This is a genomic window from Streptomyces sp. NPDC001922 (assembly GCF_042891165.1).
GTDB lineage: Bacteria > Actinomycetota > Actinomycetes > Streptomycetales > Streptomycetaceae > Streptomyces.
The window spans coordinates 1-20,186 of sequence record NZ_JBIASV010000021.1 but is presented as its reverse complement, the minus strand read 5'-3'; the positions used below and the strand labels follow the sequence as shown (position 1 = coordinate 20,186).

Genomic DNA, 20,186 nt, shown 5'->3' with positions numbered 1-20,186 from the left:
ACCGGACCGGCGACATGCCGATTCCGGCGGCGTGACCCTCCACTCCGGCCGCCGGGCAGGACCGGCTCCGCTCCGCCCGCGCGGTGTCCCGCCCCGGGCGCCGGAACGCCCCGGAACCCCACACCCCAGCAGCCTCAGCAGCTCCGGCAGCTCCGGCCCCGGCCCCGGAACGGGCACCGGCACCGGCACCGGCACCGGCACCGGCACCGGAACGGGCGAAAGGGCCGGGGCGGAACACCGTGCGGTGCTCTGCCCCGGCCCGTTCGTCGGTCCGAGCCGCGACTGCTGCGTGCGGCTACTTCTTGCGGCGGCGGCCGGCGGCCTTCTGCGCCTTGCGGCGCTCGGCGCGGGTCATGCCGTCCGCCTCGGAGCGCGGCGGGCCGTCGTCGCCGACCAGGTCGCCCTCGACGATGTCGCCCTCGCCGTCCACCTTCGGGGCGGTGAAGTGCAGCCGGTCGGGACGCTGCGGCGCCTCGAGCCCCTTGGCGCGGATCTCGGGACGACCGACGGCAGCGGCCGGAACGGCGTCCTCCGGCTCCTTCTCGAGCGTGGCCTTCGCCTCGGCGTCCGTGACGGGAACCTCCTCGACCTGCTGCTCGACCTGGACCTCCAGGTTGAACAGGTAGCCGACCGACTCCTCCTTGATGCCCTCCATCATGGCCGTGAACATGTCGAAGCCCTCGCGCTGGTACTCGACCAGCGGGTCCTTCTGGGCCATGGCGCGGAGGCCGATGCCCTCCTGGAGGTAGTCCATCTCGTAGAGGTGCTCGCGCCACTTGCGGTCCAGCACCGAGAGGACCACACGCCGCTCCAGCTCACGCATGATCTCCGAGCCGAGCTCCTTCTCCCGCGCGTCGTACTGCTCGTGGACGTCGTCCTTGATCGACTCCGCGATGAACTCGGAGGTGATCCCGGCCCGGTCCCCGGCCGCGTCCTCCAGCTCCTCGACGGTGACCTTCACCGGGTAGAGCTGCTTGAACGCGCCCCACAGCCGGTCGAGGTCCCACTCCTCGGCGAAGCCCTCGACGGTCTCCGCCTGGATGTACGCGTCGATGGTGTCGTCCATGAAGTGCCGGACCTGCTCGTGCAGGTCCTCGCCCTCCAGGACGCGGCGCCGCTCGCCGTAGATGACCTCACGCTGCCGGTTGAGGACCTCGTCGTACTTCAGGACGTTCTTGCGCGTCTCGAAGTTCTGCTGCTCGACCTGCGACTGCGCGGAGGCGATGGCCTTGGTGACCATCCGGTTCTCGATCGGCACGTCGTCCGGGACGTTCGCCATCGCCATGACGCGCTCGACCATCTGCGCCTTGAACAGCCGCATCAGGTCGTCGCCCAGCGACAGGTAGAAGCGGGACTCGCCCGGGTCGCCCTGACGGCCGGAACGACCCCGCAGCTGGTTGTCGATACGCCGGGACTCGTGGCGCTCGGTGCCCAGCACGTAGAGCCCGCCGAGGTCCTTGACCTCGTCGTGCTCGGTCTTGACCGCGGCCTCGGCCTTCTCCAGGGCCGCGGGCAGCGCGGCGGCCCACTCCTCGGGGTGGTCCACCGGGTCGAGACCGCGCTGGCGCAGCTCCGCCTCGGCCAGGTCGTCCGGGTTGCCGCCGAGCTTGATGTCGGTACCGCGGCCGGCCATGTTGGTGGCCACGGTGACCGCGCCGCGGCGGCCCGCCTGCGCGACGATCGTCGCTTCCCGGTCGTGCTGCTTGGCGTTGAGCACCTCGTGCGGCACACCGCGCTTGGCCAGCTGGTTCGACAGGTACTCGGACTTCTCGACCGAGGTGGTGCCGACCAGGACCGGCTGGCCCTTCTTGTGCTTCTCGGCGATGTCCTCGACCACGGCCGCGAACTTCGCGGGCTCGGTGCGGTAGATCAGGTCGGACTGGTCGATCCGCTGGACGTCGCGGTGGGTCGGGATCGGCACCACGCCGAGCTTGTAGATCTGGTGGAACTCCGCGGCCTCGGTCATGGCCGTACCGGTCATGCCGGAGAGCTTGTTGTAGAGGCGGAAGAAGTTCTGCAGGGTGATCGTGGCGAGGGTCTGGTTCTCGTCCTTGATGTCCACCCCTTCCTTCGCCTCGATCGCCTGGTGCATGCCCTCGTTGTAGCGGCGGCCCGCGAGAATACGGCCGGTGTGCTCATCAACGATCATGACTTCGCCGTCCATGACGACGTAGTCCTTGTCCTTCTTGAAGAGCTCCTTGGCCTTGATCGCGTTGTTGAGGTAGCCGACGAGCGGCGTGTTCACCGACTCGTAGAGGTTGTCGATGCCCAGCCAGTCCTCGACCTTGCTCACGCCGGACTCGTGGATGGCGACCGTGCGCTTCTTCTCGTCGACCTCGTAGTCGCCGGTCTCGTCCAGCCCCTTCTGGAGGTTCGCCGCCTCGCCCTTGGTCAGCCGGGTGACGAGCTTGGCGAAGTCGCCGTACCACTTCGTCGCCTGGTCGGCGGGGCCGGAGATGATCAGCGGGGTACGCGCCTCGTCGACGAGGATCGAGTCGACCTCGTCGACGATGGCGAAGTTGTGGCCGCGCTGCACCAGTTCGTCCTTCGACCACGCCATGTTGTCGCGCAGGTAGTCGAAGCCGAACTCGTTGTTGGTGCCGTAGGTGATGTCGCAGGCGTACATGTCGCGGCGCTGCGCGGGCGTCATGTTGGCCAGGATGCAGCCGACCTCGAGTCCGAGGAACTTGTGCACCCGGCCCATCCACTCCGAGTCGCGCTCGGCCAGGTAGTCGTTCACCGTGATCAGGTGCACGCCCTCGCCGGACAGCGCGTTGAGGTAGGCGGGGAGGGTACCGACGAGGGTCTTGCCCTCACCGGTACGCATCTCGGCGACGTAGCCGAGGTGGAGCGCGGCGCCACCCATCAGCTGAACGTCGTAGTGGCGCTGTCCGAGGACACGCTTGGCCGCCTCGCGGACGGTCGCGAACGCCTCGGGGAGCAGGTCGTCCAGGCTCTCACCGTCGGCATACCGCTGCTTGTACTCGTCGGTGAGTGCCCGCAGCTCGGCGTCGGAGAGGTTGACGAAGTCCTCTTCGATGGAGTTGACCTGGCCCGCGATGCGGTGCAGCTTGCGCAGGATCTTGCCTTCGCCTGCACGCATGAGCTTGTTGAAGACGGACACGTAGGTTGGTCTCCTTGCCGGTCGGGCCTGGCACGGTTCATGTGCGCGGGCACGGCAGGGGCAGGCCCCGCCGCAACGGCCATCGTAAGTCAGGACCCCGCCGCGCCGGGAGGTCCGTCTGCTGGAAGGGCCGGTGTCACCCGTAAGGAGAACGTACGAGCGCCCCGGAAGGTGCCCCGGAACCGCCCCACGACCGCTCCGGCGCCCGACGGTGGCCCGGCGCGAGGCGGGCACGCTCCGGCGCGCGGCCCGCTTCCGGTGACTCCGGGGCCGCTCCCTCCCGTGTGCCGATCAGTGATCATCCATGCGACCTGGTGGTCCCTTGGCCGTGGGGGATCCCCGGGCTGCGGTCGCGAGGGCCGTCCCGCACCGGTGCGCGGACGCCGCGGGCAGGGGGTCTGCCGTCCCGGCAGCACTGTCAGTGGCGGCATCTAGGGTGCGGCCCATGACCACGTTGCCGAGGCCGGCCATCGAACTCTCCGCCGACGACGCACGGCGGATCGCCCTGCGCGCCCAGGGACTCCTGGGCGCCCCGGACCGCCGGGCCGGGGTGCGGGGAGTGCTGCGTCATCTGGGCGCGATACAGCTGGACACGATCTCGGTGCTGGCCAGATCCCATGAGTTGGTGCCGTATGCGCGGCTCGGCGCGGTGGGCCGCCCCGCCGTCGAGGCGGCGTACTGGACGGACACCCACTCCTTCGAATACTGGTCGCACGCGGCGTGCATCCTGCCGATCGAGGAGTGGCCGCTCTTCGCCTTCCGCCGCCGGGCCCGCCGGGCGAAGGGCCACCGCTGGCATGTGCTGGAGGACTCGGAGCGCTCGTGCGCGGCGGTGCGGGACCGGTTGAAGGCCGACGGCCCGCTGACCGCAACGGAGTTGGGCGGCGCCAAGAACGGCGGCCCCTGGTACGACTGGTCCGAGACGAAGATCGCCGTCGAGTGGCTGCTCGACACCGGCGAGGTCGTCTGCACCGAGCGGCGGGGCTGGAAGCGGGTCTACGACCTCGCGGAACGCGCCGTACCGGACCGGCTGCTCCACGACGACCTCGACGATTCCACGTGCATCCGCCGCCTGGTCGAGCAGGCGGGAGCCGCGATGGGAGTCGCCACACGGGCCGACCTGGCCGACTACCACCGGCTCAAGGGCGAGCAGGTGGATGCCGTGATCGCCGACTCGCGGCTCGTCCCCGTACGGGTGGAGGGCTGGGGGCGGCCGGCGAACGGCACCGGCGCCGGCCGGTCCGTCCCGCGGGGAGCGGGCGAGGCATGGGCCGATCCGGCGGCGCTCGCGGACGCGGCCCGGCGGAACAGGCACCGGACCACCCTGCTCTCCCCGTTCGACTCCCTGATCTGGGACCGGAGGCGCACGGAGCGGATCTTCGGCTTCACCCACCGGCTGGAGGCGTACGTGCCGAAGCCGAAGCGGGTGCACGGCTACTTCGCCATGCCGCTGCTGTCCGGCGGACGGCTGCTGGGCCGGGTGGATCCCGCCCGGGAGGGGGCCACGCTGGTGGCACGGCAGCTGTCGCTCCAGGGACGCGGGGCGGTACGGCCGATGGCGGAGGCGCTGCGGGAGGCAGCCGCGTGGGTGGGCTGCGAGGACGTACGGGTCGAGCGGATCATGCAGCCGGAGCTGTCGGCGCCGCTCACCGAAGCACTGAGCCGCTGAGCTGCTGAGCTGCTGGGTTGCAGAGTCGGGGTTCTGCCGAGTCCGGGCCTCCAGTGAGCCGGGGCCCTGCCGTGTCCGGTCCGGGGCCCGCCGGCGAGGGCCCCGAGAAACGGCACCGGGGCGCCACTGCCGTGCCGCGATCCCGGCGTGCTCCCCGGTCACGCCCTACCTGATTTCGAGGATCTTCTCCCGCATCGCGTACACGACCGCCTCCATCCGGGAGTGCAGCTGGAGCTTCTCCAGGATGTTCCGGACGTGGTTCTTCACCGTGTTCTCGCTGATGAACAACTCCTTCGCGATGTCACGGTTGTTCATGCCCGTCGCGACGAGTTTGAGCACCTCGAGTTCACGGTCGGTCAGCCGGGGCGCGGGCACCAGGCGCCGCTCATCGGTGCGCTGGATCATCGACTTGAACTCGGTCAGCAGCTTGGAGGCCATGGACGGACTGATCTGCGACTGGCCGTCGGCGACCGCGCGAATGGCGGTGGCGACCTCGTCGGTGGAGATCTCCTTGAGCAGATAGCCGGTGGCCCCCGCCTTGATCGCGTCGTAGAGATCGGCCTCCTCGTCGCTGATCGTCAGCATGATGATCTTCGCGCTGGGGGCCACCTCCTTGATGGAGGTACAGGCCTCGATACCGCCCCGCTTGGGCATCCGTACGTCCATCAGCACGATGTCGGGCAGCAGGTCGGCCGCCTTCTCCACCGCCTCGGCGCCGTCCCCTGCCTCGCCGATGACCTGGATGTCCTCCTCCTGGGCGAGGACGATCTCCAGACCACGGCGGAAGAGGGCGTGGTCGTCCACCACGAGGACCCGGATGGGCTCCTTGCGTGCCCCCTCCGTGTCCGCACCCGCCCCGACGACTCCCTGGCCGTCCTCGTCGGAACCGGGCCCGAAGCTGTGCGCCATCGTTCCTCCCCCTGAAGGCCGTGGCCTTGGTTGCGTGCCCTGCCGCCAACCGCACTCCGTGGAACACGGGTTGGCCGCGGTCGTCATGATTTCATGCCCGGTCGGCAGTGGGGCGCTCCCGTGGGCGCACAGTGATGCCCCCGGGGGCGCACAGGCGCTCCCGGGGGCATCGAGTCGTGTGGTGCGTCGGCCTGCCGTCAGCCGCCGAGTGCCCCGCCGGCGCCGTGCGGTGCCTCGGCGACCAGCGGGTCGTGCTCCAGATGAATGACGCCGTAGTCGTAGGCGTGACGCCGGTAGACCACGCTCGGCTGCTTGGTTTCGGAGTCGACGAAGAGGTAGAAGTCGTGCCCGACCAGCTCCATTTCGTAGAGCGCCTGGTCGAGGCTCATCGGTGCCGCGGCGTGGGTCTTCTCACGGACGACCAGCGGGCCTTCGCCCTGTACCTCCAGCGAGCCCATCCTCGTCGTGGGCACGCCTTCCTCGACGTTCGCGGTCGGCGTCTCGCCGTTGAGGGCTGCGGCGAGGGGGGCGGTGGCGGCTGCGACGCTCATCGGCGTCCGGCCGCCGCCGCGGTGTACGCGGCGCTTGTCGGCCTGCTTGCGCAACTGGGCTTCGAGCCTGTTCGTCGCCGCGTCGAGTGCGGCGTACGGGTCGGCGGCCGAAGCCTCCGCCCGGATCACGGGGCCGCGCGACACCAGCGTGATCTCCACGCGGTCGGCGCGGTCGGCCTGACGGGGATTGTGTTCCTTGGACACCTCGACGTCGAGGCTGATCACCTTGCCGTCGAGCTTCTGGATCTTGTCCAGCTTCAGCTTCTCGGCCACGTGCTTACGGAAGCGCTCGGGCACCTCGGTCTTGCGGCCCTTGACGACGATGTCCACGCAGAACTCCGTTCCCGGATCGCCCCGCCCGGAGGCGGAGCACATCCCTCTTGCCTGGGGCCGGCGGGTTCCCCGCAACGGGAGGAACCGTCGGCACTGCGTCTGCTGCACCGCCACGAAGCCGGGGCGTCGTCCGGAGTCGCGGCGCTGCGACTTTCACCTCCTCCTCCCCAGTCGGCAGGGTTTCACCCCATCGACTTCAGGGACGGCGGAAAAGTCCCTAAGCACGCTCGTCCGAAGTATGAAGCACGCTTGTCCGACATATAAGGCATAGCCTCCGCCATTCCTCACACCGAACATAGCTCCACCCGACAGTTGTCGGCACCCCCTACCGGCGCGTACCTCGGTTCCGGAGTCATTCCGCTCTCACCCCTGCAACGCTGGGCGTTCTCCGCCAGTTCCACCACAGGACCCACACCCTCCGGACACTCCGGGCGAACGGTCCACGACGCTCCCCGGCCGGCGGTCCGAGGCGCACCCGTCGGAAGCCCGTGCGGCGGGAGGCGCACCGGCGAGGGCTCCCTCGGCCGCGCACCGGGAGGCCGCGCCGACGAGGGGCGCTCTGCCCCGGGATGGGCAGCAGGCAGCGGGTCAGCACGCTCCGAGCGGGCCGGCGACCACCGCTGCCGCCACCACCCGGCCGCCCGCCTCCGCCACCGCTTCGGCTGCCGCCGCCAGCGACGCCCCCGTCGTCATCAGGTCGTCCACCAGGACCGCAGGAGCGGCCCGGAGCAGCCTGGCGGACCCGCCCGCGACCATCAGGGCGCCCGCGAGATTCGCGCGGCGCTGCGGGCCGGTGAGCCCCGCCTGGTCGGCCACCGTGCGCCGTTGCCGGAGCAGCGCCAGCACCCGCGCGGGGCGGCGCTCGCGCCGCAGCTCACACGCTGCCGCGAAGGCGATCCGGCGGGTCGGGTCGTGGCCGCGGGCCGCCACGGCACGCCGGGCCGAGGGCACCGGAACGATCAGCAGCCCCCTGCCGTCCGGCGGTCCGCATCCGGCCCGGATCGCCCCGGCGAGGGCACCGCCCAGCGGCCGTGCCAGCCCCAGGGCGCCCCTCTCCTTGTGGGCGAGCAGCACGGCCCGCACCTCGTCCGCGTACACCGCCGCAGCATGGACCGGCGGCAGCCCCGCCGGGACCGGCGTGGGGCGCACTCTGCGTGACCGACGGCCGCTCAGAGCCGACCGGCACCGGTCGCACAGCACCACCCGTGGATGTCCGCAGCCCGCGCAGCCGACCGGCAGCACCAGCCCCGAGATCTCCGCCCACCATCCCCGCATGGCTCCACGGTGACCGGTCGGGCCCGACCGCACCAGCCCTGTGGACAACCCGGCCGCCCCTCTCCTCGGGGCCGCCGGCCGGTGCACCGCACAGGCTCCGCCGCCGACCGTGCCCAGGCCCGTCGACGAGGTCGACGAGGTCGGCAAGGTGGGCAGGGTGAGCGAGGCGGACACCTGCGCGCGCGTGTCCCCGGCGTCCCCCGACCGTCAGTCACGGCCCCTGGCCTGCGGGGATCGGTGCCGGCCCGTGGGGATCACTCCGACATCCCTGAACCGCTCCGACCTTCGGAGACATCCCCGACCAGCGGGGATCGCCCTGTGACCTGCGGAGGTCACGCAGCCCGACCGGGGCAGGACCGCAGCACGGCAGGACGGGGGTCGCCCCGGCCGGGACAGGCGCCCGGCCGGGGGCGGAGAGGGATGCCCGTCAACCCGGATAGACCGGCGCGGAACCCTTCCGGGTGACCAGCTTCCAGTTGGCGTCCAGCGGCAGCCGGACGATCCCGTCACTCGAATGGGCCATCAGCGGCTTGTTCTTGTCCTCGGAGGCCGCGACGGCCCGGACGTCGTTGATGCCGGGCAGCGTCGGAGTGTTGGAGGACGAACCGTCGGTCTCCACGTACTGCAGCTGCTGGACACCTCCGGCCTCCGTGCCGACCACGACCAGCCGACTGCTGCCGGCCCAGGACGCGGCCTTCACGTGCTGCAGCTGCGGTGCCACCGAACGCAGGTCTCTCACCAGGAGCGACACCTCGCCCCCGCGGGTCTCGGTCCGCTCGACGCGCCCCAGCTCCAGCGAGGTGTGCCCGTCCCGGGTGACCAGCAGGGCGATGCGCACGCCGTCCGAGGAGACCCGCAGGCCCTCGATCCGTCCGTCGCCGAGCGCGGGCACCTCGACCTCCTCGGGCTTTCCGGTCCCGGCGGACAGCCGCAGCAGGCGCGGGCGGTCCGGGTCACGGTCGGCGACCCACAGATTGCCGTTCCCGTCCCAGCTGGGCGCCGTCAGGGCGTCCCGCTCGCGCTTGGCCGAGCTGTGCAGCCTCGCCTCGCCCTGCTCGGCCCCCGAGCTCATGGGCGCCACGTACAGCGACCGGCCGTCCAGGGAGACCCCCGCCGCGAAACGCTCGCTGCGGTCGACGCCCACCGCCCCCAGCTGGACCGAACCGTCCCCGAACGGTCCCTCCACCCGGCTCGGCTCGTCGCTGCCGTCGGACAAGCTCGCCAGCCGGTGCTCGGAGTCGACGAAGTACTGGTGCTCGGAGTGGGTCCTGAGGCCCGCCGGTGCGTAGGCGGCGGCCTCGCCCGGCTTCAGCACGCACAGCTCGCTGCCGTCCTTGCGGGCCAGCTCCACTCTGCTGATCTTCGCCGACGCCTGGTCCTGGACGGTGTACAGCAGCTGCGCCGCCATCCGGTCGCACTGCGGTGCCGCGACCCGCGCCGCCCGGTCGTTGAGCCGGACCCGCAGACCGTTCGAATCGTCCAGGGACAGCGTGTCGTCCACCACCGCCGTGCCGCGCGGGAAGGTGGTACCGACGACCCGGCTCAGCCACTGGGTGGGGCCCTGGAGCAGCGCGTTCACCGTCGAGGTCAGCGGATCTATCCGGCGGCGCAGATACACCGGATCGGCGACCAGCACCTCCTTCTGCGCCCCTGCCGCCTTCTCGTCCGGATCGGTCCGCGCGAAGTAGTACTTGTTGACCGACCGGTAGATCCGCTCGAAGTCCGCCTTGCCCAGCACCAAGCCGTCCGGCGGGACGTCGATGCGCCATTCGCCGCCCACCTTCGTGAGGTGGATCGTCGTCCGGTAGGCGCCCCCGCCCGGGGTGTACGCCTGCTTCTGGTCGACGGTGGCGACCTGCTTGCCGGAGAGCTCGGCCGTCGCGCCCTCGCCGCGGGCGGCCTGCTCCCCGGCGGGCACGTCCGTACGCGGGATCGGCCCGTCCTGGAGCACCGTGGTCCTGGAGAAGGGCTTCCAGTTCTTCGACGCCTCCTTGGTGAGGTAGAGGCGCGCGGTCTTGAAGTCCACCTCGTCGCTCGTCGTCGCCTCGAGGAAGCCCTTGACGATCTCGTTCGGCTGCTCGCCCGACCGGGGCGGCACCCCGAACACGCGCACCTGCGCGTCGGCGTCCGCCCGCTGCGAGGCGTCGACCCGGTGGACCTCACCGCTGTCCGGCATGGACGCGCAGCCCGTTGCCACCAGAGCTCCGCAGCCGAGCAGGGCGAAGGCCCGCAGGGGGCGCCATCGACGGTTGGTGTGCCGGTCAGAGCCCACGAGGCCCGCCCTCCCGCTCGGGTCGGTTGTCCTGCTGCATCGGTCGCTGCGCGCCACCCGGCGGCGCGGATCCGTCCGGTGCGCCCCCTCCCCGGGGCACCACCCGTGCGCCGTTCCCGGGCAGCGCGGCCGGATCGGCGGTGGGGGCTGCCGGGGTCCGCGGCTGGGAAGGGACGGGGGGCGTCCGCCCCGGGCCGCCGTTCGGCAGGCCCGCGTCGTTCAGCCCGCGGTTGCGCCGGGAGTCCTCCGGCTCCAGCGGAATCGGCGAGCCGCGCAGGGCGTCACCCGCCGTACGGGGCAGGGTCAGCCGGAACTGCGAACCGCCACCGGGCTCACCCCACGCCTGCAGCCACCCGCCGTGCAACCGGGCGTCCTCGACCGCGATGGAGAGCCCGAGACCGGTGCCTCCGGTGGTGCGCGCCCGCGCCGGGTCCGCCCGCCAGAAGCGGTTGAAGACCCGGGTCGCCTCACCGGGCTTCAGACCCACGCCGTAGTCCCGCACGGCGACCGCCACGGCGCCTCCCGCCGCGGCGAGCCGCACCACCACGTCACGGCCCTCGCCGTGCTCGACCGCGTTGACGACCAGGTTGCGCACCACCCGCTCCACGCGCCGGGCGTCCGCCTCGACCATCACGGGCCGCTCGTCGCCGCGCACCACGATCCGGCCGCCCTTGCGCTCGGCGAGCGGCTCGGCCCCTTCGATGACGCGCTGGACGATGTCCCGCAGGTCCACCGGGGCCGCCTCCAGGGCGGCCGCGCCGGCATCGAACCGGCTGATCTCCAGCAGGTCCGAGAGCAGCGACTCGAACCGGTCGAGCTGGCCGCGCAGCAGTTCCGCGGACCGCTTGGTCGCCGGGTCGAAGTCGTCCCGCACCTCGTGGATGACATCCGCGGCCATCCGCACCGTCGTCAGCGGCGTCCGCAGCTCGTGCGAGACGTCGGAGACGAAGCGACGCTGCATCCGGGACAGCTCCTCCAGCTGCTGGATCTTGATCTGGAGGTTCTGCGCCATCTTGTTGAAGGCCTCGCCGAGCCGGGCGATGTCGTCCTCCCCGGTGACCTTCATCCGCTCCTGCAGACGGCCCGCCGCGAGCCGCTCGGAGATCCCCGCCGCCATCCGTACGGGGGTGACGACCTGCCGCACCACCAGCCAGGCGATGGCACCGAGCAGCACCACGACGAAGACCCCTGCGGTGGCGAGCGTCCCCTTCACCAGGCTCAGGGACTTCTCCTCCTGGGTGAACGGGAAGAGGTAGTACAGCTGGTACGGGTGACCGTTGACGTCGTTCAGCTGCTTGCCGATGGCCAGCGCGGGCTCTCCGCCGTCACCGGCGCCACGGAAGATGCGGGTGTGCTGCTCGTAGGTACCGGGCTCCGCGTCGAGGGAGCGCCGCAGCTCCTCCGGCACACTCCGCTCCGGGTCCACCACACCGGATGCGCGCGGGGCACGGGTGCCACGGCTGTCGTCCACGAACGGCTGCTCGGTGTCGGAGCTGAGCGCCATCACCGTGTACACGCCCTGCCCGCCACTGCCGAGCTGCTGCACGAGGTCGGTCAGCCACTCGCTGGAGTTCTGCGCCGCCCGGCTGCCGACCGGTCCGCCGTTCTGGCCCCGTCCGTCCGTGTCGGCCTTCTCCCGGGCCACGTTGAATCCGCCCGCGGCCTGGCTCTGCGCCGCTCCCTGCTTGGCGTCCTGGAGCCCGTTGCGGACCTGGCCGATGACGACCACGCCGAGCAGCAGCACCACGCCGAGCGACATCAGCAGGGTCGTGGCGACGACCCGCAGCTGGATGTTGCGCCGCCAGAGCCGCACCGCCGGCAGCAGCGGCCTGCGGACCCAGCGCACCAGGAGCCGCAGCACCGGGTGCACCGGGCCGCCCGGTGCACCGTCCTGCAGGAGGTTGCCGCCCTGCCAGAAGCGTTCGAACACGGAAATCCGGCCCACCGGGGGGACGGGCCGCCCCTCACGCACGTCCTCCGGGGACCCGGTCCCCGGAACTCCGGACTCCGGAGCGGCGCCGTTCCCGGACATGTCAGCCCGGTCCGGCCTTGTAGCCGACACCGCGCACGGTCACCACGATCTCCGGACGCTCGGGGTCCTTCTCGACCTTCGAGCGCAGCCGCTGCACATGCACGTTGACCAGCCGGGTGTCCGCCGCGTGCCGGTAGCCCCAGACCTGCTCCAGCAGCACCTCGCGGGTGAAGACCTGCCAGGGCTTCCGGGCGAGCGCCACGAGAAGATCGAACTCCAGCGGCGTCAGCGCGATCGACTGGCCGTTCCGCTTCACCGAGTGGCCGGCGACGTCGATCACCAGGTCCCCGATGGCGAGCTGCTCCGGCGCAGGCTCCTCGGACCGGCGCAGCCGTGCCCGGATCCGTGCGACGAGTTCCTTGGGCTTGAACGGCTTGACGATGTAGTCGTCCGCGCCGGACTCCAGTCCGACCACCACGTCGACCGTGTCGCTCTTCGCGGTCAGCATGACGATCGGCACGCCGGACTCGGCACGGATGAGCCGGCAGACCTCGATGCCGTCCCTGCCGGGCAGCATCAGATCGAGCAGCACCAGGTCCGGCTTGGCCTCGCGGAAGGCGGCAAGCGCCTTGTCCCCGTCGGAAACGAACGACGGTTCAAAGCCTTCGCCGCGCAGCACGATGCCGAGCATCTCTGCCAGTGCGGTGTCGTCGTCGACGACCAGGACGCGTCCTTTCATAATCGACATCATCCCATTAGCTAATCGTTACCTGGCGTGACCTGGCGCACAGCTCGGCGAGCCCCGCTTCCGTGACCGGGGAAACCACCCCGCGCTCCGTGACGATCGCGGACACCAACTCCGGTGGCGTGACGTCGAATGCGGGGTTGTACGCCGTCGTCCCGAGCGGCGCCACCGGTATCCCGTTACCCGCCTCCGAAGTCGCACCCGAAACACCCGGAGGTGTGATCTCCGTCACCTCATGGCCGGGTCGCTGCTCCACCTCTATCGCCGTCCCGTCCGGGGTGCCGAGGTCCACCGTCGTGATCGGGGCGACCACGATGAACGGCACATGGTGGTAGCGGGCCAGCACGGCGAGCGGGTAGCTGCCCACCTTGTTCGCGACGGAGCCGTCGGCCGCGATCCGGTCGGCGCCGATGAGCACGGCATCCACCTCACCGGCGGCCAGGAGCGAACCCGCGGCATTGTCCGTGAGCAGGGTGTACGCCATCCCGCTGCGCGCCGCCTCGTAGGCGGTCAGCCGGGCGCCCTGCAGCAGCGGCCGGGTCTCGTCGACCCACAGCCGCCGCAGCTCACCGGCCCGGTGGGAGGCCCGCGCCACCGCGAACGCGGTGCCGTTGCCGCCGGACACCAGCGCGCCCGTGTTGCAGTGCGTGAGGAGGCGGTGCCCGCCACCCGGCACCAGCTCCTTGAGGAGCGCCAGCCCGTGCTCCGCCATCCGCTCGCTCGCCTCGGCGTCCTCCCGGTGGAGGGCCCGGGCCTCGGCGAGCACCGCCGCGGCGGCTCCCTCGCGGTCCCGCCCCTCCTCGAGAGCTCTCCGGTGGGCCTGCGCGGCCCGGCGTACCCCGTAGCTCAGGTTGACCGCCGTCGGGCGGGCGTGGGCCAGCAGCTCCGCCGCCTCGTCCACGTCGTAGCCGCGCACCGCGGCCAGCGCCACCCCGTAGGCCCCGGCGATGCCGAGCAGCGGGGCCCCGCGCACGGCGAGCGTCCGTATCGCCTCCACCAGCGCCGGCACATCGGTGCAGACGAGCTCGACCTCCTCCGCGGGAAGCCGCGTCTGGTCGAGGAGCACCACGACGGGCCCCTCGGGCGGCTCGTCCCAGCGCAGAGCGGGAACAGCGGGTGGTGCAGCAACTACGGGAGGTACCGCGTCCTGATCAGCCATCCGCCCAGTCTGCCCCGTCCGGCAGGGGTATTTGAAGGTGCACGCCGGGTACAGGGCACGGTACGAACTCGGGGGCACCGTGGCACGATGGCAGCGAACCGGCCGTTGCTGTGCTCGACCCAGGGGGCATCCCCCTGCCGCATGAGCCCAGTCGAGACCGCGGACGGGCACCGTGAAGGAGCGATGATGAACGACTCTCCGGGCTGGGCTTCGCCCGGATCCTCCCCCTCCGACGAGCCGGCCCGGAGCGGCTCCGGCAACCGGCCCGACGCAGAGGGTCAGGGCCCATCGGCTCCCGAGGACCGCGGCGCACCTCCGGTGAACTGGTCCCAGCAGCAACCGCCCCCCGGCCAGTGGACCGCGCCGGCCCCGCCCGGCGCCGCGCCGGGCACCGGCGGCGCTCCCGGCTGGGGCAGCCCGAGCCACGGAGGCCCGCAACCCGGCTGGAACTCCGGCTGGGCCCAGCCCCCCGCCGCGGCCAAGCCCGGCATCATCCCGCTGCGCCCGCTCGGTGTCGGCGAGATCCTCGACGGCGCGGTCTCCACCATGCGCGCGCACTGGCGGACTGTCCTCGGCATCTCCCTGGTCGTCGCCGTCGTGACGCAGACCGCGTCCACACTGACGACCGGCCTCTGGTTCCGCGGCTCGGGCAGCCTCCAAGGGCTGGAGAAGAACCCGAACCCGACGTTCGACGAGACGCTGGACGCCGTCGGCGGCACCCTCGCCGGCAGTGGCGTCACCTGGCTGATCAGCGTGCTCGGCACGATCATCGCCACCGCGATGCTCACCATGGTCGTCAGCCGCGCCGTCCTCGGGCGGTCCGTGTCCACCGGCGACGCCTGGCGCAGCGCCCGCGGCCAGCTGCCCCGGCTCTTCGGCCTGCTCTTCCTGCTGCCGCTGCTCGTCGCCGCCGTGGCGGCCTTGGCGTTGGCCCCCGGTCTCATCCTCGCCGTCGGCGGAAGCCGGGCCGCCGCAGCCGCGTTCATGGTGCTCGGCGCCTTCGCGGCCCTGGCGGGAGCGGTCTGGATCTGGATCCGCTACAGCCTCGCCGCCCCCGCTCTCATCCTCGAACGGCAAGGGGTGATCGCCTCGATGCGCCGCTCCGCGAAGCTCGTCCGCGGTGCCTGGTGGCGCATCTTCGGCATCCAGCTGCTCACCCTGGTCCTGATCTTCTGTGTCGGCGCAGCCATCGAGATCGTCACCAGCATCATCGCCATGATCGTCGGCGGCGAGGGCGCCATGGACTGGCTGACCGGGGAGAACACCACCACCAGCTGGACCTTCCTGATCGTCGTCGGCATCGGCTCGGTGATCAGCTCGACCATCACCTTCCCGATCAGCGCCGGAGTCACGGCCCTCCTCTACATGGACCAGCGCATCCGGCGCGAGGCGCTCGACCTGGAGCTGATCCGCGCCGCCGGAACTCCCGAGAACGGCCCTCAGCAACAGCCCCCGGCTGCCCAGGCGCACAACGCCACGCCGGGGGGCTGATGCGGTGATCGCGACGGGGGGCATGACCGCGGCCCGACTGCTGACCGGCCGCGGAGACGACGACGTACCGGTGACGATCCCGCGCGCCCCGGCCCGGGAAGCAGCCGAGCGGGAACTCTCCGACCCCAGGTACCAGGAGCACGAGCCAGGCCTGTTCCAACGGGCCCTGGACTGGTTCTGGGACCGGCTCGGCGACCTGCTCTCCGCCGCCTCCGGGGCCTCCCCCGGCGGGACGGTGGGCCTGGTCGTGATCATCCTTGCCGTCGTCCTCCTCGTGGTCGCCCTGAGGCTGCGCCTCGGCCCGCTGCGCCGCACCCCCACCGACGCCGGCGCGCTCTTCGACGAGCGGCCCCGCACGGCGGCCGACCATCGCGCCGCCGCCGAGCGCCACGCCGCCGACCAGGCATGGGACCAGGCGGTCCAGGAGAGCATGCGCGCTCTCGTCCGGTCCCTGGAGGAACGCGCTCTGCTCCTGCCGCGCCCCGGCAGGACCGCCGACGAAGCAGCCGCCGAGGCCGGACAGGCCCTGCCCGGCCACGAGGAACGCCTGCACGCCGCGGCCCGTGACTTCGACGACGTCACATACGGCGGCCGCCGCGCCACCGCGGACACATACGAGCGCCTGCGCAGCCTCGATCTCGAGCTCCAGCGGACCAGGCCCCGGCTCGACGTCCCCACCGGGGGCACCGGATGACCGAGACCACCGGCCCCTCCACCGCGGCCTCCCCAACTGCGGCCTCCCCCACGGCCCGACAGCTGTGGACGCGGTCCCGCGGCCTGCTGATCGCCCTCACCATCCTCGTCGTCGCCGGCATCGCGCTCGCCGCCGTACGCTCCGGCGAGCAGCACGGCCGGCTCGACCCCCGATCCGCGGACCGCTTCGGCAGCCGGGCCGTCGCCCAGCTCCTCGCCGAACGGGGCGTCACGACACAGGTCGTGACCACCACCCAGGAGGCCCTGGCCGCAGCGGGACCCCGCACCACCGTCCTGGTGAGCGACCCCGACCGTCTCACCCGGCGTCAGCAGACCAGACTGCACAACGCCCTGGCCGACTCGACCGGCCGCACCGTGCTCCTCGCCCCCGGTGACGACCCAGCCGACACCTTCGCCCCCGGCGTACGGGCCGCCGCCCGCACCGACGTGACGATCCGTCCCCCCGACTGTTCGTTCGCCGCCGCCGAACGCGCCGGTGACGCCGAACTGGGCGGCATCCGCTACGACTCGTCCGCCCCGGGGACCGACGCCTGCTACCCCAGCCGCGGACTGCCGACCCTGCTCCGGATCCCCGGAGCGAACGGCAGCGACACAGTCCTCCTCGGGACGCCGGACATCCTCTACAACGACCGCCTGGCGAAGCGGGGCAATGCCTCGCTCGCCCTGCAGCTCCTCGGCTCGCAGCCCCATCTCGTCTGGTACCTCCCCTCCGTTGGAGACAGCGCGGCCGGTGGAAACGACCGCAGCTTCCTCGACCTCGTCCCAGCGGGCTGGACGTGGGCATTCCTCCAGCTCGCCATCGCGGCGGCCCTCGCCGCACTCTGGCGTGCCCGCCGGCTCGGCCCCCTGGTGACCGAACCTCTGCCGGTCACCGTGCACGCCTCGGAGGCAACCGAGGGCCGCGCCCGCCTCTACCGGCAAGCCGACGCCCGCGACCGCGCAGCCGATGCCCTCCGCTCCGCGGCACGCTCCCGACTCGCCCCGCTCGTGGGTGTCCCGGCCGCCCGGGCCCATGACCCGGAACTGCTGCTCCCCGCAGTCACCGGGCATCTGACCGACCACTCGACGGACGCCGCCACTCTGCTCTTCGGCCCTCCGCCCCCGGACGACCGGGCGCTCGTCCGCCTCCCCGAGGACCTCGACGCCCTGGAACGCCGCATCACGTCCGGCACCGGGCAGGAGCCCCACTCCGCACCAACCCCGGCTGAAGCAACGCCCCCTACTGAAAGGGACCGCACTCCGTGACCGCCCCGACCGCCGACAGCGCCCGCTCCGCCCTGGAGTCCCTGAGAACAGAGATCGCCAAGGCCGTGGTCGGCCAGGACCCCGCTGTGACCGGACTGGTCGTCGCCCTGCTGTGCCGCGGCCACGTGCTGTTGGAGGGCGTCCCCGGAGTCGCGAAGACACTGCTCGTGCGGGCCCTCGCCGCCTCGCTCGAACTCGACACCAAGCGTGTTCAGTTCACCCCCGACCTCATGCCCAGCGATGTCACCGGTTCCCTGGTCTACGACGCACGCACCGCGGAGTTCTCCTTCCAGCCGGGGCCGGTCTTCACCAACCTCCTCCTCGCGGACGAAATCAACCGCACGCCACCGAAGACCCAGGCGTCCCTCCTCGAAGCCATGGAGGAGCGCCAGGTATCGGTCGACGGCACACCCCGTCCCCTGCCCGACCCCTTCCTCGTCGCTGCCACACAGAACCCGGTCGAGTACGAAGGCACCTATCCGCTCCCCGAGGCCCAGCTCGACCGGTTCCTGCTCAAACTGACCGTGCCGCTCCCGTCCCGCCAGGACGAGATCGACGTGCTCACCCGGCATGCCGAAGGATTCAGCCCCCGTGACCTCGAAGGGGCCGGCCTGCGCCCCGCGGCAGGGCCCGCCGATCTGGAGGCCGCCCGCGATGCCGTCGCCCGGACGACCGTGTCCCCCGAGATCACCGGCTATGTCGTCGATATCTGCCGTGCCACTCGTGAATCCCCCTCGCTCTCCCTGGGCGTGTCCCCCCGCGGGGCCACGGCCCTGCTGGCCACCTCACGCGCATGGGCATGGCTCACCGGCCGCGACTACGTCATCCCTGACGATGTGAAGGCTCTCGCTCTCCCCACACTCCGCCACCGGATCCAACTGCGACCGGAAGCCGAGATGGAAGGCGTCACCGCGGACTCCGTGATCACCGCGGTCCTCGCCAACGTCCCCGTGCCCCGCTGACCGACGGAAGCGGATCCATGGCCCTCACCGGACGCACCGCCCTGATCGCCGCCCTCGGCGCCCTTCTCACCGGTCTTCTGCTCCCCGACTGGACCGGCATCGTCGCCATCAATGCCCTGCTGACATTGGCAATTCTGTGCGACCTCGCACTCGCCGCGCCAGTACGAACGCTCCAGTTCACCCGAACCGGTGACACATCAGTTCGACTCGGTGAACAGGCCCAGGTGCATCTGACCGCTGCCAACCCGTCCGCCCGGCCGCTGCGCGCCCAGCTGCGCGACGCCTGGCCCCCCAGTTGCCGGCAGACCGGCACCATCGACGGCACAGCATCCCGGCATCGGCTGAGCATCCCGCCCGGCGAGCGACGCCGGGTGACCACGGTCCTCCGGCCCAGCAGGCGTGGGGACCAGGCTTCCGCGCGGGTGACCATCCGCTCCTTCGGCCCCCTGGGGCTGGCCGCACGACAGGGGCACCACCGGGTCCCGTGGACGGTTCGCGTGCTGCCGCCCTTCACCAGCCGCAAGCACCTGCCGTCCAAGCTGGCGCGCCTCCGGGAGCTCGACGGTCGCACCAGCGTCCTCACCCGCGGCGAGGGCACCGAGTTCGACAGCCTCCGCGAGTACGTCCCCGGCGACGACACCCGGTCCATCGACTGGCGGGCCACGGCCCGTCGGTCCTCGGTCGCCGTCCGCACCTGGCGCCCCGAACGTGACCGACGCATCCTGCTCGTCCTCGACACCGGACGGACCTCGGCTGGGCGGGTGGGCGACGCGCCGCGGCTGGACGCCGCCATGGACGCGGCGCTGCTGCTGGCCACCCTGGCCACACGGGCGGGAGACCGCGTCGATCTGCTCGCATACGACCGTCGCATCCGGGCGTCGCTCCAGGGGCGCGCGGCCGGCGATCTGCTCCCGGCTCTGGTCAACGTCCTGGCCCCCCTCGAACCGGAGCTGGTGGAAACCGACGCGCGAGGGCTCGCGGCCACCGTGCTCCGGGTGGCGCCCCGTCGGTCCCTGATCGTTCTGATCACCGGCCTCGATGCCGCCCCTGTCGAAGAAGGACTGCTGCCCGTCCTCCCTCAGCTCACGCACCGCCACCCGGTCCTGCTGGCCTCGGTGGCCGATCCCCGTATCGAGGAGATGGCAGCAGCGCGCGGCTCGCTGGACGGTGTGTACGAGGCCGCCGCGGGGGCGCATGCCCAGTCCGAGCGCCGTCGCACCGCGGAACGCCTCGCCCGGCACGGCGTGCGCGTCGTGGATGCCACCCCCGAGGAGCTGCCCTCCGCCCTCGCGGACGCCTATCTCGCTCTCAAGGCCGCCGGCCGCCTCTGACCAGAGCATCCCGTACCACCCGTGCGGCCCGGCCGGTGTGCATCGCCGGCTCATGCATGTGCCGCTTCGACTGCGATGAGTCAGACTTCCGGCCGCCTCATTTGCCGCTGAGCAGAGGGCGGCCTTCCTGCTGTGGCGCCCCGAGCTGCAGTCACAGGTGCAGCCGGCCGAGGCAGGCCTCCGACTGAGCCCGGCCTTCACTCATGGAGGGCAGACGGAGCGGCACGGGCGGTTGGCCTCCAGCGTCTCCGCGTCGGCCGGACGGCGCTCCACCCCAGCCGGCTAGTGGGTACGCCGTCAGCTCATGTTTCGCACGCAGGGCCTTGAGCATCCGAATACGGAAAACTCCCCGGAAACACAAAAAAGTCGTGGTGCCCGGCACCCATAAATGTCCCGGGACCACGCCGATAAAAAATTTTTTTTGGGGGGGTGCA

14 protein-coding genes are annotated in these 20,186 nt (G+C 71.8%); 6 read left to right on the top strand and 8 right to left on the bottom strand.

Features of this window, described 5'->3' with window-relative positions; all coding sequences use genetic code 11:
• Positions 1-295: 295 nt before the first annotated feature.
• Entirely contained in the window at positions 296-3,124 is a 2,829-nt protein-coding gene (secA, locus tag ACFYYR_RS30525) for a preprotein translocase subunit SecA (RefSeq protein ID WP_388860780.1), read from the bottom strand.
• Between the two features lie 445 nt (positions 3,125-3,569).
• On the opposite strand from secA, the gene ACFYYR_RS30520 reads away from it, so the two are divergent.
• The gene (locus ACFYYR_RS30520) at positions 3,570-4,793 is read left to right on the top strand and encodes a winged helix-turn-helix domain-containing protein (RefSeq protein ID WP_388860777.1); all 1,224 of its coding nucleotides are present in this window, start codon (positions 3,570-3,572) and stop codon (positions 4,791-4,793) included.
• 165 nt (positions 4,794-4,958) lie between these two features.
• Here ACFYYR_RS30520 and ACFYYR_RS30515 read toward each other — a convergent pair whose 3' ends face one another.
• The 7 genes from ACFYYR_RS30515 to mtnA all read right to left on the bottom strand — a co-directional run bounded on the left by ACFYYR_RS30515 (position 4,959) and on the right by mtnA (position 14,009).
• On the bottom strand, positions 4,959-5,702 hold the full coding sequence (locus ACFYYR_RS30515; protein WP_388860774.1) for a response regulator: 744 nt from the start codon (positions 5,700-5,702) through the stop codon (positions 4,959-4,961).
• 197 nt (positions 5,703-5,899) lie between these two features.
• Complete coding sequence (gene hpf, locus ACFYYR_RS30510) at positions 5,900-6,583, bottom strand: ribosome hibernation-promoting factor, HPF/YfiA family (protein WP_388860771.1); 684 nt, start codon at positions 6,581-6,583, stop codon at positions 5,900-5,902.
• A 591-nt stretch (positions 6,584-7,174) separates the two neighbouring features.
• Positions 7,175-7,684 carry a ComF family protein gene (locus ACFYYR_RS30505; protein ID WP_388860768.1) on the bottom strand — a complete coding sequence of 170 codons (510 nt, stop codon included), beginning with the start codon at positions 7,682-7,684 and terminating at the stop codon, positions 7,175-7,177.
• 604 nt (positions 7,685-8,288) lie between these two features.
• Positions 8,289-10,133, bottom strand: coding sequence for an LpqB family beta-propeller domain-containing protein (locus tag ACFYYR_RS30500; RefSeq protein ID WP_388860765.1), 1,845 nt, complete (start codon positions 10,131-10,133; stop codon positions 8,289-8,291).
• Positions 10,123-12,165, bottom strand: coding sequence for an MtrAB system histidine kinase MtrB (mtrB, locus tag ACFYYR_RS30495; RefSeq protein ID WP_388860762.1), 2,043 nt, complete (start codon positions 12,163-12,165; stop codon positions 10,123-10,125). Before mtrB ends, ACFYYR_RS30500 begins: the two co-directional genes overlap by 11 nt.
• Before the next feature lies 1 nt (position 12,166).
• Positions 12,167-12,856 (bottom strand): two-component system response regulator MtrA, encoded by a 690-nt coding sequence (gene mtrA, locus ACFYYR_RS30490; RefSeq protein WP_351515682.1) that lies wholly within the window; start codon positions 12,854-12,856, stop codon positions 12,167-12,169.
• A 4-nt stretch (positions 12,857-12,860) separates the two neighbouring features.
• Positions 12,861-14,009: an S-methyl-5-thioribose-1-phosphate isomerase gene (gene mtnA, locus ACFYYR_RS30485; RefSeq protein WP_388860757.1), complete on the bottom strand. Its 1,149-nt coding sequence runs from the start codon at positions 14,007-14,009 to the stop codon at positions 12,861-12,863.
• A 186-nt stretch (positions 14,010-14,195) separates the two neighbouring features.
• Between mtnA and ACFYYR_RS30480 the strand changes: the two genes are divergently transcribed.
• The 5 genes from ACFYYR_RS30480 to ACFYYR_RS30460 are packed head-to-tail and all read left to right on the top strand — an operon-like array spanning position 14,196 to position 19,752.
• On the top strand, positions 14,196-15,500 hold the full coding sequence (locus ACFYYR_RS30480; protein ID WP_388860754.1) for a hypothetical protein: 1,305 nt from the start codon (positions 14,196-14,198) through the stop codon (positions 15,498-15,500).
• 22 nt (positions 15,501-15,522) lie between these two features.
• A complete protein-coding gene (locus ACFYYR_RS30475; RefSeq protein WP_388860751.1) occupies positions 15,523-16,194 on the top strand; it encodes a DUF4129 domain-containing protein in 672 nt (223 codons plus the stop codon).
• The gene (locus tag ACFYYR_RS30470; RefSeq protein ID WP_388860748.1) at positions 16,191-17,459 is read left to right on the top strand and encodes a DUF4350 domain-containing protein; all 1,269 of its coding nucleotides are present in this window, start codon (positions 16,191-16,193) and stop codon (positions 17,457-17,459) included. The genes ACFYYR_RS30475 and ACFYYR_RS30470 overlap by 4 nt, the downstream gene beginning before the upstream one ends.
• Complete coding sequence (locus ACFYYR_RS30465) at positions 17,456-18,421, top strand: AAA family ATPase (RefSeq protein WP_388860745.1); 966 nt, start codon at positions 17,456-17,458, stop codon at positions 18,419-18,421. The genes ACFYYR_RS30470 and ACFYYR_RS30465 overlap by 4 nt, the downstream gene beginning before the upstream one ends.
• Before the next feature lie 17 nt (positions 18,422-18,438).
• Positions 18,439-19,752 (top strand): DUF58 domain-containing protein, encoded by a 1,314-nt coding sequence (locus ACFYYR_RS30460; protein ID WP_388860742.1) that lies wholly within the window; start codon positions 18,439-18,441, stop codon positions 19,750-19,752.
• The last annotated feature ends 434 nt before the right edge of the window (positions 19,753-20,186 follow it).